Genomic DNA, 14,874 nt, shown 5'->3' on the forward strand with positions numbered 1-14,874 from the left:
CATGTCCGATACCTTCACCCTTGCGGCCTGCGCCGAGATGCTCTGGCGCGACCGGCCGATGGAATGGCGCGTGCGTCGCCTGACCGAAATGGGCTTCCAGGTCGGCCTCTGGAACTGGCCCGATCACGACCTCGCAATGCTCGAGAAATCCGGCGCGACCTTCTCGATCATGAACGGCTATCTGCGCGGCCGTCTCTCCGATGACGAGGGCGCCGCGGAACTGCTGAAGACGGCAAAAGAGACCGCGGCGGTCGGCAAACGCCTCGGCGTCGCCCGGCTCAACCTGCACGGCACCGGGCTGGGCGAAGGCGGCCTGCCGGTCACGCCCTGCGAGACCGTCACCGGCGCCATGTGGCTCAAGGCACGCGACACGCTGAACCGGATTGCCGACCTTGCCGAGGCTGAAAGCGTGACATTCACGCTGGAGAATTTGAACCTTCCGGTCGACCATCCCGGCGTGCCGTTTGCACGCGCCGAAGACACGCTTGCACTGGTGTCGAGCGTCAACCGGCCGGGCCTGCGCCTCAACCTCGACCTCTACCATGCACAGATCGGTGAAGGGAACCTGATCGAGCTGTGCCGCGCTTGCCTGCCATGGATCGGCGAGGTCCAGGTGGCCGACGTGCCGGGACGAATGGAGCCCGGCACGGGCGAGATCAACTATCGCGGCATCGCCCGCGCGCTGAAGGACATGGGCTACCGCGGGCCGGTGGGCATGGAAGCGTTTGCCTCCGGTGATCCCGAAGCGGCACTGCACGCCTTCCGCGACGCTTTCACCATCTGAGGAACAAGAATGGTCACCAAGAACAGCCGTCCCACCGTCGCCGGCATCCGCGCCATGAAGGGCCGTGGACAAAAGATTTCCATGCTCTACGTCACCAATCTCGAAGAGGCGGCGGCAGCTGATGCGGCCGGCATAGACATGCTTTCGATCGAGGGCCGCTTCTTCTCGCCCGAGATGCGCGAGGCGGCCGGCCGATGCTTCGGGCAGGTCGGACTGCCCTACGGTCCTGCCGGCAATCTGGTCACCTCGAAGGACTATCTGAAAACCGCCTACCAGTTCATGCGCATCGGCGGCGACTGCTTCTACTGCGCCGCCTCGCTCGATATCCAGAAGGCGCTCTGCGACAACGCCGTGCCGGTCGTCGCCCATGTCGGCCTGATCCCCTCGCAATGCACCTGGACCGGCGGCTTCAAGGCCGTCGGCAGGACGGCCGAGAGTGCGCGTGCGGTGTGGGATCACGTCAAGCGCCTGGAGGCCATTGGCTGCTTCGGCGCCGAGCTGGAGGTGGTGCCCGACCGGGTTGCCGATCTGATCACCAGGAATACGCCCATGATCATGCTCGGCATGGGCGCCGGGCCGCATGCCGACGCGCAGTATCTTTTCAGCGAGGACGTGCTCGGCCACACCGCTGGCCACAGGCCGCGCCACGCCAAGACCTACCGCAACTTCGCCGCCGAATATGAGCGGCTACAGCGCGAGCGCATCGCCGCCTATCGCGAGTTCATATCCGACGTGCAGACGGGCGCCTACCCCGAGCCGCAGCACGTGGTCCCCGTCACCGACGACGAGCTTTCTGCTTTCAAGATTGCCCTGGGTCTTTAGTGATTTGCCTAGATGGAGCGGATAATCATTTGTCCGTCGGGCGGCAATCAGGCACATCCCAGTAGGGCGGATCACCGATTGCAGTGATCAGACATTCCGCGAACGCCTTGAGCTTGGCCGATGGCGGCGGTCCTTCAGGATACGCGATATAGATGAATTCGCCTTCGGCCTCGACGCCGATACCGACGACCTTGAGTTCACCGGTTCTGATCGCTCCTCCGGCAATGAATGTCGGCAGCAAGGCTATTCCTAGACCCGCGATCGCAGCCTCACGCATGACGTCACCATTGTTGACGAGCAACCCGATCCGACCCCGGACAATCGCAGCGCCGTCGGGGCTGGGAAAGCGCCAATCGGCGACGCCGCGATGGGTGTAGAAAATGCCCCGATGGCTGGCCAGGTCAGCCATTGACGTAGGCGCACCGTTCCGGGCGATATACTCCGGCGACGCGACGAGAACGCGTCGGCTCGCCGCGAGGCGCCATGCTATCAGCCGCGAATCCTGGATCGCACCGTGTCGCACAACCGCATCGTAACCATCTGCAGCGGCATCGGCGCGCCGGTCGTCGAGATCGAGCGTCAGTTCGATCCCTGGATGGCGCGCCAGGAAAGGGTAAAGCGCCGGCCCGAGATGCATGCGTCCAAATGTGACCGGCGCGGAGATACGCAGCGGCCCGACCAGTTCGCCGCGTCGTTCCGCCATGTCGGCGCCGGCGTCCCCCACTTCCCTGACGATGCGGCGCGCTCGTGCGAGGAAAGCTATCCCATCCTCCGTCAGGGTAAGTCTGCGCGTCGTACGATGCAGCAATGTCGTGCCCAGGCTTCTTTCGAGCTCGGCCAAACGCTCGCTCACCACCGATTTGGACAATCGTTGACGCCGGGCAGCTTCGCTGATCGAACCCGCTTCCGCGACGGTGACGAACGTGCCGATGCCTTCAAGCTTCATGATTGTCCGCATTTTCCGAAATCGAGTTCCCGAATTATATGGCTAACCAGAACGAAAGTCCTGCGCCATACTCAAACAAGGTACAGATGATGGTCACGAGACTGGGACCAATTGGCGGAGATTAAGAGATGTTCAGGTTCCTGCTTGGCCTGTTTGGCATGCTTGTGATTTCATTGCCTGCCGCAGCGCAGGTTCAATCGTTGCCCCCTGGCTTCCAGACGCAGGATATCAAGGTGGGTGACGTGACGCTGCATGTCCGTGTGGGCGGACAGGGCTCCCCGGTGGTTTTGATACATGGTTTCGGTGACACCGGTGATATGTGGGGGCCGCTGGCCACCGAACTGTCCCGCGATCACCGGATCGTCATTCCGGATCTGCGGGGTATGGGTCTGTCGTCCCATCCAGTCGATGGCTACGACAAACGGACACAGGCGGCCGACATCCGCGCAATTCTGACCGCGCTTGATATCGACCATGCCATCATTGTCGGGCACGATATTGGCACGATGGTCGCCTACGCCTATGCGGCACGTTATCCGGACAAGACCGAAAAGCTGGTGGTGATGGACGCGCCGGTTCCCGGCATTCCGCCCTGGGATGAGGTCGTGCGCAGCCCGGCGCTGTGGCATTTCGATTTTGGCGGGCCGGATGCAGAGCGGCTGGTGGCCGGACGTGAACGCATCTACCTTGATCGTTTCTGGAACGAATTCGCAGGCGATCCGTCCAAGATCAACGAAGCAACGCGTGAACACTATACCAAGTTCTACGCCCTTCCGGGAGCGATGCGCTCGGCCTTCGCGCAGTTCCGCTCTATCCGGCAGGACGTCGAAGACAACAAGGTATCCATGATGACGAAACTCACCATGCCAGTGCTGGCAATCGGCGGCGAAAAATCCTTTGGAGCAACCGAGGCGGTCGTCATGCGCAATGCCGCGACGGACGTGACCGAAGTCGTGGTACCCCATTCGGGACATTGGCTCATGGAAGAGCAGCCGGAGGCCACGATCGCAGCCGTGAGGACTTTTCTCGACCGGAAGTGAGGCGCACAAGTCTTCGCCCGGCGAGTTCCTTGGCTTGATCCTCAATCGTATCGCCCTGACTGACAGAAAGATTCCGAAGCCGGTAAAAGCAGATGGAGCTCCCAGCCTGCTGCTCCGTACCGAGACAATTCAGATAGTGCCCTCGGCTACGCCGCTCGCAACGGTTGCAGACACTTACCCGGTAACGCCGATCCGTGGGTTCGCCCCCCACGCCGGGGCCGCATTGCCTTCTGCAACCGCTCGCTGGATAGTCCCGGCAATGTTCGAGACTCTAGCGACTCACTGGCCCCAAATCCTTGCGATCATCTCGGTGGTGATGGCGACCGTCGGCATCATCCACGTCGTCATGACCAAGGAAGATGTCCGCGCAGCCACCGGCTGGGTCGGCGTGATGGTGCTGTCGCCTATCATAGGCGTGCTGATCTATGCCGTCGCCGGTATCAACCGCATCCGTCGCGCCTCGATCAGCGCGCAGCGCCCACTTACCGGCGGCGCGGTGTCCGCCAAGCATGAGCGCGACGTTGTCGCCGAAGAGGCCCTGATCGTCGAGCGATACGGGCAGCGGTTCACCGGTCTGCGGACACTGGGCGACAGGGTGGCGCGGCGCGCGCTCCACCCTGGAAACGCAATCGATGTGCTGGAGACAGGCGACGAAGCCTATGCCGCCATGTGCGCGGCGATTGACGGCGCCGAGCGCAGCATCCTGCTCGAGACCTATATTTTCGACAATGATGCCGTCGGCATGCTCTTCGTCGAGGTGCTCGCCGGCGCCGTCCGGCGCGGCGTCACGGTCCGCGTGCTGATCGATGCCGTCGGCGCCCGCTATTCCGTGCCGAGCATCCTGGGGCATCTGCGCAGCGCCGACATCACCGCCGATGTCTTCAACGGTAACATCGTCATGGGCCTGCGCCTGCCCTACGCCAATCTCAGGACCCACAGGAAGATCCTGATCATCGACGGTAAGGTCGCCTTCACCGGCGGCATGAACATCCGCAAGGGCTTCTCGGCCGAGTTCGCCGGTTCCAACTGCGCCAGGGACACGCATTTCCGGGTCACTGGTCCGGTCGTCGCCGATCTCTTCTCGGTCGCCGCCGAGGATTGGCGCTTCGCGACCGACGAACCGTTGAAGGGCGATGCCTGGCGAATTGGGCCGCTGTCGCCTGCGCCCGGCCTGCCCATGCTGGTGCGGGCGGTCGCGTCCGGCCCGGACGCCAGCATCGAGACCAACCACAAGCTGCTGATCGGCGCGTTCTCCGTCGCTCGCAAATCGATCCGCCTGATGTCGCCCTATTTCCTGCCGGACCGTGAACTGATCAGCGCCTTGGCCACAGCTGCAAGGCGCGGCGTCGAAATCGACATCGTGGTGCCGGCGGTCAACAACCTTTTCCTTGTCGACCGCGCTATGACGGCGCAGTTCGATCAGCTGCTGAAGAACTATTGCCGCATCTGGCGCACGAAGGGACCGTTCGACCATTCGAAGCTGCTTTCGATCGACGGCGTGTGGGCGTATGTCGGCTCTTCCAACCTTGACGCCCGGTCGCTGCGGCTGAATTTCGAGATCGACCTCGAGGTCCTCGACGCCGGCTTTGCCAGCGAGATCGGGGCACGGATCGGATCGGCGCTCGCCACCGCAGTGCCGGTGACCCTCGACGCCTTGCGGGCCCGACCTTTCCTAATCAGGCTGTTCGACCGGGTATTGTGGCTCGGTTCGCCCTATCTCTAGCCAAGGTTGGCGCGTGTGAAGCCTGCCTGTCATGGAATATATGCCGACGGCGCCTATTTTGACTGTAGCCCGGTTCCGAATTGAAGCCAGCGAGGACGAGCAGCACGGATATGCACAGAACTGGACGCAGCCTTCCGGCAAGCATGCTTCTATCCATTCGCGACCGCAGGATGCGGAAGGCAAACGCCGGTGCGCCCAAGCGGACAGGCACAACCGGAACGCTGGTTGCCTCCTACAACGTCCACAAATGCATCGGCCTCGACAGGAAGTTCGATCCCGACCGGACCAGCCGCGTCATCCGCGAAATCGATCCTGACGTGATTGCACTGCAGGAAGCCGACAACCGCTTCGGCGACCGTGACGGGCTTCTCGACCTGTCTCGCCTGGAACATGAAACCGGCCTGGTACCGGTGCCGATTGCAGCCAATGGCAAGGGGCATGGCTGGCATGGCAATGTCCTGCTGTTCAAGAAGGGCGTCGTCCGCGACGTGCATCAGATCAGGCTGCCGGGGCTGGAGCCGCGCGGCGCCGTGGTGGCGGAGATCGATCTGGACGGAAATCGGACCCTGCGCGTCATCGCCGCCCATCTCGGTTTGCTGCGCCGGTCCCGTTCGCAGCAGGCCCGCGTCGTGCTGGATATCATGAACAGCCCCGATGCCACGCCGACGCTCCTGCTCGGCGATCTCAACGAATGGCGGCTCGGCAACCGCTCCGCGCTGAATACGCTGCATGTCACCTTTGGCCCGCTGCCGCCGGCAGTGCCCACCTTCCCGTCGAACCTGCCGCTGCTGGCGCTCGACCGCATCATGGCCAACCGGCACGGCATGATCTCGGCCGTGGAGGCGCATGACACGCCGCTTTCGCGGGTAGCGTCCGACCACCTGCCGCTGACGGCATTTGTGCGCCTGTAAGGCAAATTGTCCCGCCGATGACGGCCAACCTGGCGTCCACGGCTATGAAAAGCGATATTGGAACGCTAAGTCTTCCCGCGAGTTCATAAGATTGAACCTAGGAGGACAAGATATGAAAAACCTATTCCTGGCTTCGGTGATGGCATTGGCCGCAACGGCCGCCGTCATTGCGCCAACGCAAGCCGCAAGCTTGATTATCCAGTCCGACGACAACCAGTACTCATCGGACGATCAGCCCGACAACGGTGGCCAGATCATCATCCGCCGCCATCATGACCGTCATTACGATGACAACCAATATGGTGACGATCAGAACGACGGCGCGCAGTTTGGCGACTATCAAGGTGGTGAGTATCGCCGCCACCACCGGCGCGATTACGATAACCAGTATGGTGACGACAGCGTACAGTTCGGTGATTACCAAGGCGGCGAATATCGCCGCTACCACCGGCATCACCGCTGTCATATCGAACTGGTCAGGACCTGGCGCCACCACCACAGGGTGATCGAGGAAGTCCGCGTCTGCGGTTGATCTCGCCCGGAACAACCGGTCGGCACAAGCCGGCCGGTTTTCGCTTTGCCTCATCGGCCGATGATCAGCTGACGAAAATAACGCTGCCATTCGAGGTCGGTGATGTGCGACGGCATCGAACTCGCCTTCGACGGCGGCCCGCTGATGCGCATGTATCCGGCGCGCCGGCCGTCTGGACACGACCGCGGAAACAGCAGAAATCGAGGTGAATGACCGCCGGCAAAGCCGGTCAAACCTGTCCAACTGTTAATTCGACTTGGGTCGGTTTCAGCCATATTGGTTGATGGGGGTGAGAGATGCCGCCATGGACCAGCAGTTGGAAATACCCCTGCAGACGCCCCTGCAAACGAATGTCGCGCAACGCCGTTCGCGTGGCTGGATCCCGTGGCTGATCTTTATTGCAATTGTCGCCGCCACCGGCACCTATCTCTACCAACGCCCGCATGTCGAGGCCAGGCAGCCCGGTGGTAGAAGAAACGCGCAACCGATGTCGATCGGCGCCGCCACCATCGAGAAGGGCACGATAGACGTCACCCTCAACGCGCTTGGCACGGTGACCTCGCTCTCCACCGTCACGGTCAAGCCGCAGGTCATCGGCCCGCTTGTCCAGGTGAACTTCAAGGAGGGTCAGGACGTTGCCAAGGGCGATCTGTTGGCTGAGGTCGATCCCCGTCCCTACCAGGCAGCACTCGCCCAGGCCCAGGGCCAGTTGGCGCGCGACCAAGCGATGCTGAAGGACGCCCAGCTCGACCTTGCACGAGACAAGACACTGGTGACCCAGGGCGCGGCGACGCATCAGACGCTCGACGCGCAGGTCGCCCTGGCTGCGCAGGACGCCGGCTCCATCCAGGTCGACCAGGCCTTGGTTCAGACCGCGACCCTCAATCTCGACAATTGCCGCATCCTGGCGCCGGTCGACGGCCGCGCCGGCCTGCGCCAGGTGGATGAGGGCAACTACGTGACGCCGGGCGATGCCAACGGCATTGTCGTCATCACAAGGCTGCAGCCGATCAGTGTCCTCTTCACCGTGCCCGAGGACGATTTGCCGGAGATCGCGCAGCGCCTGCGGCAGGGCGCCACGCTGCCCGCCACCGCCTTCGACCGCGCCGGCAACAAGAAGCTCGCCGACGGCCAGCTTGAAACCTTCGACAGCCAGATCGATCCGAGCACCGGCACCATCAAGCTGAGGGCGGGTTTCGCCAACGAAACGCGCATTCTCTATCCGAACCAGTTCGTCAACATCGAGCTGCTGGTGGACGAGCACAAGGACGTGGCGATCGCCCCGATCGCCTCGATACAGCGCGGCCAGCCCGGCACCTTCGTCTATCTGGTCAATCCCGACAGCACCGTCTCCGTGCGCAAGGTCACGCTTGGCGTCACCAATGGCGAGCACGTCGAGATCCTGGCGGGCCTGACCCCCGGCGACCGCATCGTCGTCGACGGCGCCGACAAGCTTCGCGACGGAGCCCATATCAACCTCCAACAGGACGGCCAGACACAGGCTCCGGCACAGACAGCCCCGCAGGCCTCGGCGCCTGCACCGGCAGGGACAGCGCCTCAACCGCGGGCGCAGCCACCCGATCAGCCGGTATCCTCGACGCTGAAGCCGGACGACACCGGGAGGCACAAGGGCCAGGGCCGCAAGCATCGCCATGCGGAGTCCGGGCAGCAGCAATGAGCCCGTCGCGAGCCTTCATTCTGCGGCCGGTGGCGACATCGCTGTTCATGGTCGCCATCATGCTGTCAGGCCTGCTGGCTTACCGCTATTTGCCGGTCTCGGCGCTGCCCGAAGTCGACTATCCGACCATCCAGGTGCAGACCTTCTACCCGGGCGCAAGCCCGGACGTCATGACATCCTCGGTCACCGCGCCGCTGGAAGTCCAGCTCGGGCAGATTGCCAACCTGAACCAGATGAATTCGGTCAGTTCGGCCGGCTCCTCGGTCATCACGCTGCAGTTCAGCCTGGCGATCTCGCTCGATGTCGCCGAGCAGGAGGTGCAGGCGGCCATCAACGCCGCCGGCAATCTGCTGCCGGCCGATCTGCCGGCGCCGCCGATCTACGCCAAGGTCAATCCGGCCGATGCGCCGGTGCTGACGCTCGGCCTGACATCGGACACGATGCCGCTGCGCGATGTGCAGCAGCTTGCCGACACAAGGCTGGCGCAGAAGATCTCGCAACTGGCGGGCGTCGGTCTGGTCAGCCTCAGCGGCGGCCAGCGCCCCGCCGTGCGCGTCCAGGCCGATCCGCGCAAGCTCGCCGCCTATGGCCTCAATCTCGACGATCTGCGCACCACGCTGGGCAGCGCCAACGTCAACACGCCGAAAGGCAATTTCGACGGGCCGTCGCGGGCCTACACCATCAACGCCAACGACCAGCTGAAAAGCGCCGAGGAATACCGCTCGCTGATCGTCGCCTACAAGGACGGCGCCCCGGTGCGGCTAAGCGATGTGGCAACGGTGGTCGACGCCACCGAGAACAACAGGCTGGCGGCCTGGATGAACAGCACGCCGGCCATTATCGTCAACATCCAGCGCCAGCCCGGCGCCAACGTCATCGAGGTGGTCGACCGCATCAAGGCGCTGCTGCCGCAATTGCAGGCCTCGCTGCCAAGCACTGTCGACGTCAAGGTGCTGACCGACCGTACCACCACCATCCGCGCGTCCGTGCGCGACGTCGAATACGAACTCACGCTCGCCGTCATGCTCGTCGTGCTGGTCATTTTCGTCTTCCTGCGCAGCGCCCGTGCGACGCTCATCCCGAGCCTCTCGGTGCCCTTGTCGCTGGTCGGCACGCTGGGGGTGATGTACCTGTTCGGCTTCAGCCTCGACAATCTCTCGCTGATGGCGCTCACCATCGCCACCGGCTTCGTCGTCGACGACGCCATCGTCGTCATCGAGAACATCGCGCGCTATGTCGAGGAGGGTGCGACGCCGCTGCAGGCGGCGCTGAAGGGGTCGCAGCAGATCGGCTTCACCATCATATCGCTGACCGTCTCGCTGATCGCCGTGCTGATCCCGCTGCTGTTCATGGGCGATGTCGTCGGCAGGCTGTTCCGCGAATTTTCCATCACGCTCGCCACCACCATCCTGATTTCCGCGGTGGTGTCGCTGACGTTGGTGCCGATGGCCTGCGCCAAGCTGCTCAAACCGTTGTCGGCGGTGCGCGAGAACGCCCTGCAGCGCGCCAGCCGCGACTTCTTCGACTGGGTGATCAGGGGTTACGGCCGCGCGCTGACCTGGGTGCTCGACCGGCAGACGCTGATGCTTCTGGTGGCGGCGGCCACGCTGGTGCTGACGGCTGCACTCTACGTGGTCATCCCAAAAGGTTTCTTCCCGGTGCAGGATACCGGCGTCATCCAGGCCATCACCGAGGCGCCGCAATCGGTGTCCTACGCCTCAATGGCCGAGCGGCAGCAAGAGCTGGCGGCGATCATCCTGAAAGACCCCGATGTCGACAGCCTGTCGTCCTTCATCGGCGTCGACGGCACCAACACCACGCTCAATGTCGGCCGCATCCTGATCAACCTCAAGCCGCATGAAAAGCGCACCGCCGATATCACGCAAGTCATAGCAAGGCTGAAGCAGGCGACCGCCGCCACGGCCGGCGTCACCCTCTACATGCAACCGGTGCAGGATCTGACCATCGACGGCACTGTCAGCCGTACGCAGTATCAATTCGTGCTGCAGGACGCCAATCCTGACGAGTTGACGCTGTGGACGCCGAAGCTGCTGGCCAGGTTGAACACGCTGCCTGAGATCGCCGACGTCGCCAGCGACCTGTCGGATGCCGGGCTCGCCGTCTTCGTCGACATCGACCGCGACCAGGCGGCGCGCTTCGGTATCACGCCGGCGACGATCGACAACGCGCTCTACGACGCCTTCGGCCAGCGCATCGTCTCGACCATCTTCACCACATCCAGCCAGTACCGGGTCATTCTCGAAGCAGACCCCTCCTTGCAGGATTCGCTCAACGCGTTGTCCTCCGTCTACCTGCCGTCATCGAGCGGCGGCAGTCCGGTGCCGCTGGCCGTGGTCGCCAGCACCCACGTCGCCACGGCACCGCTGCAGATCACCCATATGGGGCAATTCCCGGCCACCACCGTCTCCTTCAACCTGGCTCCCGGCGTGTCGCTTGGCGAAGCGGTCACCGCGATCCAGCAGGCGCAAAGCGAGATCGGCATGCCGCTCAGCGTCATCACCAATTTCCAGGGAGCGGCGCGCGCATTCCAGGCTTCGCTCGACAACACGTTGTTCCTGATCCTGGCGGCGGTGATCACCGTCTACATCGTGCTCGGCGTGCTCTATGAGAGCTTCATCCACCCGATCACCATCTTGTCGACACTGCCTTCAGCCGGCATCGGCGCGCTGCTGGCGTTGATGATCGCCGGCGAGGACCTGACCATCATCTCGATCATCGGCATCATCCTCTTGATCGGCGTGGTCAAGAAGAACGCCATCATGATGATCGACTTCGCGCTCGACGCGCAGCGCAACGAAGGCAAGGCGCCACGCGAAGCCATCTACCAAGCCTGCCTGCTGCGTTTCCGCCCGATCCTGATGACGACGCTGGCGGCGATGCTTGGCGCGCTGCCGCTGATGCTCGGCACCGGCGTCGGCTCGGAACTGCGTCATCCGCTGGGCGTCACCATCGTCGGCGGCCTGCTCGTCAGCCAGTTGCTGACGCTGTTCACGACGCCGGTCATCTATCTCTGGTTTGATCGCCTTGCCGCCCGGCTGCGGGGCGTCCAGCCCGACCTTCCACGTGCCTATGGTGCGGACGCCGCGCCATGAACCTGTCGGTTCCCTTCATCCGGCGCCCGGTTGCAACGACCTTGCTGACCTTCGGCCTGCTGGCGGCAGGACTGGTGGCGTTTCCGCAATTGCCGGTGGCGCCGTTGCCCGAGGTCGACTACCCCGTGATCTCGGTGCAGGCGTCGCTGCCGGGCGCCAGTCCGCAGGTCGTGGCAAACACGGTCGCCAGCCCGCTCGAACGGCATCTCGGCGAGATCGCCGATGTCAACGAAATGACGTCGTCGAGCAGCGTCGGCAGCGCGCGCGTCACTTTGCAGTTCGGCCTCGACCGCGACATCGACGGCGCCGCACGCGATGTCCAAGCTGCCATAAATGCGGCGCGCGCCGACCTGCCGTCCAGCCTGCATTCCAACCCCACCTATCGCAAGGTCAATCCGGCCGACGCGCCGATCGTTGTTCTCACTCTCACCTCGGACACTCTGTCCAAGGGACAGCTCTACGATGCCGCCAGCACCGTGCTGGCGCAAAAACTCTCGCAGGTCGATGGCGTCGGCGAGGTGTCGGTGGGCGGCAGTTCGCTGCCGGCGGTGCGCGTCGAGCTCAATCCGCAGGCGCTCTACAATTATGGCATCGGGCTGGAGGATGTCCGCGCGGCCCTCGCCGCGGCCAACGCCCACAGCCCCAAGGGCGCCATCGACGTCGGTCCGCAGCGCTATCAGATCTACGCCAACGACCAGGCCAACCATGCGGACGCCTATCGTTCACTGGTGGTGGCGTATCGCAACGGCGCGCCGGTGCGGCTTTCCGACGTCGGCCAGGTCAACGATTCCGTCGAGAACATCCGCAATGCCGGTCTTGCCAATGGCAAGCCGGGGGTGCTGATCATCCTCAACCGATCGCCCAACGCCAACATCATCGCCACGGTCGACCGCGTAAAGGCGCTTATGCCGTCGCTGCGCGCCTCGATCTCGCCGGCCATCGATCTGTCGCTGGCGGTCGACCGCTCGACCACTATCCGCGCTTCGCTGTGGGAAGTCGCGCAGACGCTGATGATCGCCATTGGCCTGGTGATCCTGGTCGTCTTCGCCTTCCTGCGCGATCTGCGTTCGGCATTGGTACCGATCGTGGCGGTGCCGGTGTCGCTGGTCGGCACGCTGGGCGCCATGTACTTRCTCGGCTTCAGCATCGACAATCTGTCGCTGATGGCGCTGACGGTGGCCACCGGCTTCGTCGTCGACGACGCCATCGTCGTGCTCGAGAACATCTCCCGCCACGCCGCTTCCGGCATGGGCCGCATAGAGGCGGCGATCAAGGGAGCGCAGGAAGTTGGCTTCACCGTGCTGTCGATGAGCCTTTCGCTGATTGCCGTCTTCATTCCCATCCTGCTGATGGGCGGCATCATCGGCCGGCTCTTCCGCGAGTTCGCCATCACGCTGTCGGCCGCAATCCTGGTCTCGCTCGCGATTTCGCTGACCACCACCCCGATGATGTGCTCGATCCTGCTGCGCGGCGAACGGGATCGCAGCCATGGCCGGCTCTACCGCTTCAGCGAGCGCGTCTTCGACGCCATGCTGAGCGGCTACCGCCGCTCGCTCTCCTGGGCGCTTGACCATCCGCTGCTGATCATGGCGGTACTTGCGGCAACGCTCTGCCTCAATGGCTATCTCTACGTCACCATCCCCAAAGGGTTCTTTCCGCAGCAGGATACCGGCCGGCTTGTCGGCTCAATCCAGGCTGACCAGGCAACCTCCTTCCAGCTGATGTCGCAAAAACTCAGCCAGTTCGCCGGCATCGTCAGCAAGGACCCTGCCGTCGATGCCGCTGTCGGCTTCACCGGTGGCGGCCAGACCAATTCCGGCTCGATGTTCGTGTCGCTGAAGCCACTGGCCGAACGCAAGGTTTCCGCCGACCAGGTGATCGCCCGGCTGCGCCGCGAACTCGCGGTGGTGCCGGGCGCCACCCTCTTCCTGCAGGCGGTGCAGGACATCCGCGTCGGCGGGCGTCAGTCGAACGCGCAGTATCAGTACACGCTGCAAGGCGACAGTTTCGACGACCTCGCGCAATGGGCGCCGAAACTCGCGGCGGCACTGCAGACGGAGCCGAAGCTGACCGACGTCAACAGCGACCAGCAGAACAAGGGCCTGGAGGCGGATATCGTCATCGATCGCGACACCGCGACGCGCCTCGGCATCACTGTCGGCCAGATCGACAACACGCTCTACGATGCCTTCGGCCAGCGCCAGGTTTCCACCATCTATGTCGCGCGCAACCAGTACCACGTCATCATGGAGGTGGCGCCGCAATACTGGCAGAACCCCGAAGCGCTGAAACAGGTCTATGTCAGCACGTCGGGCGGATCGGTGCACGGTTCGCAGGCGAGCAATGCGGTTGCCGGTACATTCGTCGCGCCGGGACAGTCCGGCAGCGCCGCGGCCGCAGCGACGGATGCCGCGCGCAACCAGGCGACCAATTCCATCACCAGCACCGGCAGGACTGCCGCATCGACCGGATCGGCCGTCAGCACCGGTGCCGAGACGATGGTGCCGTTGTCGTCGGTCGCGAGCTATGGCCCCGGCAGCACGCCGCTTTCGGTCAACCACCAGGGCCTGTTCGTCGCTACCACGCTGTCGTTCAATCTCGCGCCGGGCGTCGCGCTCAGCGACGGGGTCGCGGCCATCAATGCCGCGGCGGACCGCATCGGCATGCCGGCCACCATCCATGGCAGTTTCCAGGGCACGGCCCGGGTGTTCCAGGATTCGCTCTCCGACCAGCCGCTGCTCATCCTTGCTGCGCTCATCGCCGTCTATGTCGTGCTCGGCATCCTCTACGAGAGCTACGTCCACCCGCTGACCATTCTCTCCACGCTGCCTTCGGCCGGCGTCGGCGCGCTGCTGGCCCTGTCGGCCTTCGACATCGAATTCAGCATCATGGCGCTGATCGGCGTCATCCTGTTGATCGGCATCGTCAAGAAGAATGCGATCATGATGATCGACTTCGCGCTGGCCGCCGAGCGCAACGAGAACAAATCGGCGCATGATGCCATCTACCAGGCGTGCCTGCTGCGCTTTCGCCCGATCATGATGACGACCATGGCGGCACTGTTCGGCGCCGTGCCGCTGGCCATCGGCCTTGGCGAAGGCAGCGAGCTGCGCCAGCCGCTCGGCATCGCCATCGTCGGCGGCCTGATCCTGAGCCAGATCCTGACCCTCTACACGACGCCGGTCATCTACATCTATGTCGACCGCTTCGGCCGCTGGTGCCAGGGGCTGCGGTCGCCGGCGTGGCGCCCTTGGCAGCCCGGTGCACAGCCGGGAGAATGAGATGGCGACCGGCCGACGCAGAGAGTCCGAAGCTCCCCTCTCTG

General features: G+C 63.9%; 11 protein-coding genes. 9 read left to right on the forward strand and 2 right to left on the reverse strand.

Features of this window, described 5'->3' with window-relative positions:
- Position 1: 1 nt before the first annotated feature.
- Positions 2-784, forward strand: coding sequence for a TIM barrel protein (locus AC1D0I_RS24780; protein WP_477306719.1), 783 nt, complete (start codon positions 2-4; stop codon positions 782-784).
- 9 nt (positions 785-793) lie between these two features.
- Positions 794-1,606, forward strand: a complete 813-nt coding sequence (locus AC1D0I_RS24785) for a 3-methyl-2-oxobutanoate hydroxymethyltransferase (protein WP_477398414.1) — start codon at positions 794-796, stop codon at positions 1,604-1,606.
- 25 nt (positions 1,607-1,631) lie between these two features.
- On the opposite strand, the gene AC1D0I_RS24790 is transcribed toward AC1D0I_RS24785, so the two are convergent.
- Positions 1,632-2,555, reverse strand: coding sequence for a LysR family transcriptional regulator (locus tag AC1D0I_RS24790; RefSeq protein ID WP_477398455.1), 924 nt, complete (start codon positions 2,553-2,555; stop codon positions 1,632-1,634).
- Between the two features lie 125 nt (positions 2,556-2,680).
- On the opposite strand from AC1D0I_RS24790, the gene AC1D0I_RS24795 reads away from it, so the two are divergent.
- The 4 genes from AC1D0I_RS24795 to AC1D0I_RS24810 all read left to right on the forward strand — a co-directional run bounded on the left by AC1D0I_RS24795 (position 2,681) and on the right by AC1D0I_RS24810 (position 6,758).
- Entirely contained in the window at positions 2,681-3,592 is a 912-nt protein-coding gene (locus AC1D0I_RS24795; protein WP_477398416.1) for an alpha/beta fold hydrolase, read from the forward strand.
- Between the two features lie 259 nt (positions 3,593-3,851).
- Positions 3,852-5,315, forward strand: a complete 1,464-nt coding sequence (locus AC1D0I_RS24800) for a phospholipase D-like domain-containing protein (protein WP_477398418.1) — start codon at positions 3,852-3,854, stop codon at positions 5,313-5,315.
- Between the two features lie 110 nt (positions 5,316-5,425).
- Positions 5,426-6,226 (forward strand): endonuclease/exonuclease/phosphatase family protein, encoded by an 801-nt coding sequence (locus AC1D0I_RS24805; RefSeq protein WP_477306711.1) that lies wholly within the window; start codon positions 5,426-5,428, stop codon positions 6,224-6,226.
- 112 nt (positions 6,227-6,338) lie between these two features.
- Entirely contained in the window at positions 6,339-6,758 is a 420-nt protein-coding gene (locus AC1D0I_RS24810) for a hypothetical protein (RefSeq protein WP_095084469.1), read from the forward strand.
- 50 nt (positions 6,759-6,808) lie between these two features.
- On the opposite strand, the gene AC1D0I_RS24815 is transcribed toward AC1D0I_RS24810, so the two are convergent.
- On the reverse strand, positions 6,809-7,033 hold the full coding sequence (locus AC1D0I_RS24815; RefSeq protein ID WP_477398420.1) for a hypothetical protein: 225 nt from the start codon (positions 7,031-7,033) through the stop codon (positions 6,809-6,811).
- A gap of 29 nt (positions 7,034-7,062) precedes the next feature.
- Between AC1D0I_RS24815 and AC1D0I_RS24820 the strand changes: the two genes are divergently transcribed.
- The 3 genes from AC1D0I_RS24820 to AC1D0I_RS24830 are packed head-to-tail and all read left to right on the forward strand — an operon-like array spanning position 7,063 to position 14,830.
- Positions 7,063-8,436 (forward strand): efflux RND transporter periplasmic adaptor subunit, encoded by a 1,374-nt coding sequence (locus tag AC1D0I_RS24820; RefSeq protein WP_477398422.1) that lies wholly within the window; start codon positions 7,063-7,065, stop codon positions 8,434-8,436.
- Entirely contained in the window at positions 8,433-11,549 is a 3,117-nt protein-coding gene (locus AC1D0I_RS24825) for an MdtB/MuxB family multidrug efflux RND transporter permease subunit (protein ID WP_477398424.1), read from the forward strand. Before AC1D0I_RS24820 ends, AC1D0I_RS24825 begins: the two co-directional genes overlap by 4 nt.
- Positions 11,546-14,830 carry an efflux RND transporter permease subunit gene (locus tag AC1D0I_RS24830; protein WP_477398426.1) on the forward strand — a complete coding sequence of 1,095 codons (3,285 nt, stop codon included), beginning with the start codon at positions 11,546-11,548 and terminating at the stop codon, positions 14,828-14,830. Before AC1D0I_RS24825 ends, AC1D0I_RS24830 begins: the two co-directional genes overlap by 4 nt.
- Positions 14,831-14,874: the final 44 nt, after the last annotated feature.

The sequence above is a fragment of the Mesorhizobium sp. P2_D1 genome (assembly GCF_056404455.1).

Bases quoted from the DNA above. Each gene is read 5' to 3' on its own strand.
- AC1D0I_RS24780 (WP_477306719.1), top strand. From the start codon at position 2: ATGTCCGATACCTTCACCCTTGCGGCCTGCGCCGAGATGCTCTGGCGC.
- AC1D0I_RS24785 (WP_477398414.1), top strand. From the start codon at position 794: ATGGTCACCAAGAACAGCCGTCCCACCGTCGCCGGCATCCGCGCCATG.
- AC1D0I_RS24795 (WP_477398416.1), top strand. From the start codon at position 2,681: ATGTTCAGGTTCCTGCTTGGCCTGTTTGGCATGCTTGTGATTTCATTG.
- AC1D0I_RS24800 (WP_477398418.1), top strand. From the start codon at position 3,852: ATGTTCGAGACTCTAGCGACTCACTGGCCCCAAATCCTTGCGATCATC.
- AC1D0I_RS24805 (WP_477306711.1), top strand. From the start codon at position 5,426: ATGCACAGAACTGGACGCAGCCTTCCGGCAAGCATGCTTCTATCCATT.
- AC1D0I_RS24810 (WP_095084469.1), top strand. From the start codon at position 6,339: ATGAAAAACCTATTCCTGGCTTCGGTGATGGCATTGGCCGCAACGGCC.
- AC1D0I_RS24815 (WP_477398420.1), bottom strand. From the start codon at position 7,033: ATGGCTGAAACCGACCCAAGTCGAATTAACAGTTGGACAGGTTTGACC.
- AC1D0I_RS24820 (WP_477398422.1), top strand. From the start codon at position 7,063: ATGGACCAGCAGTTGGAAATACCCCTGCAGACGCCCCTGCAAACGAAT.
- AC1D0I_RS24825 (WP_477398424.1), top strand. From the start codon at position 8,433: ATGAGCCCGTCGCGAGCCTTCATTCTGCGGCCGGTGGCGACATCGCTG.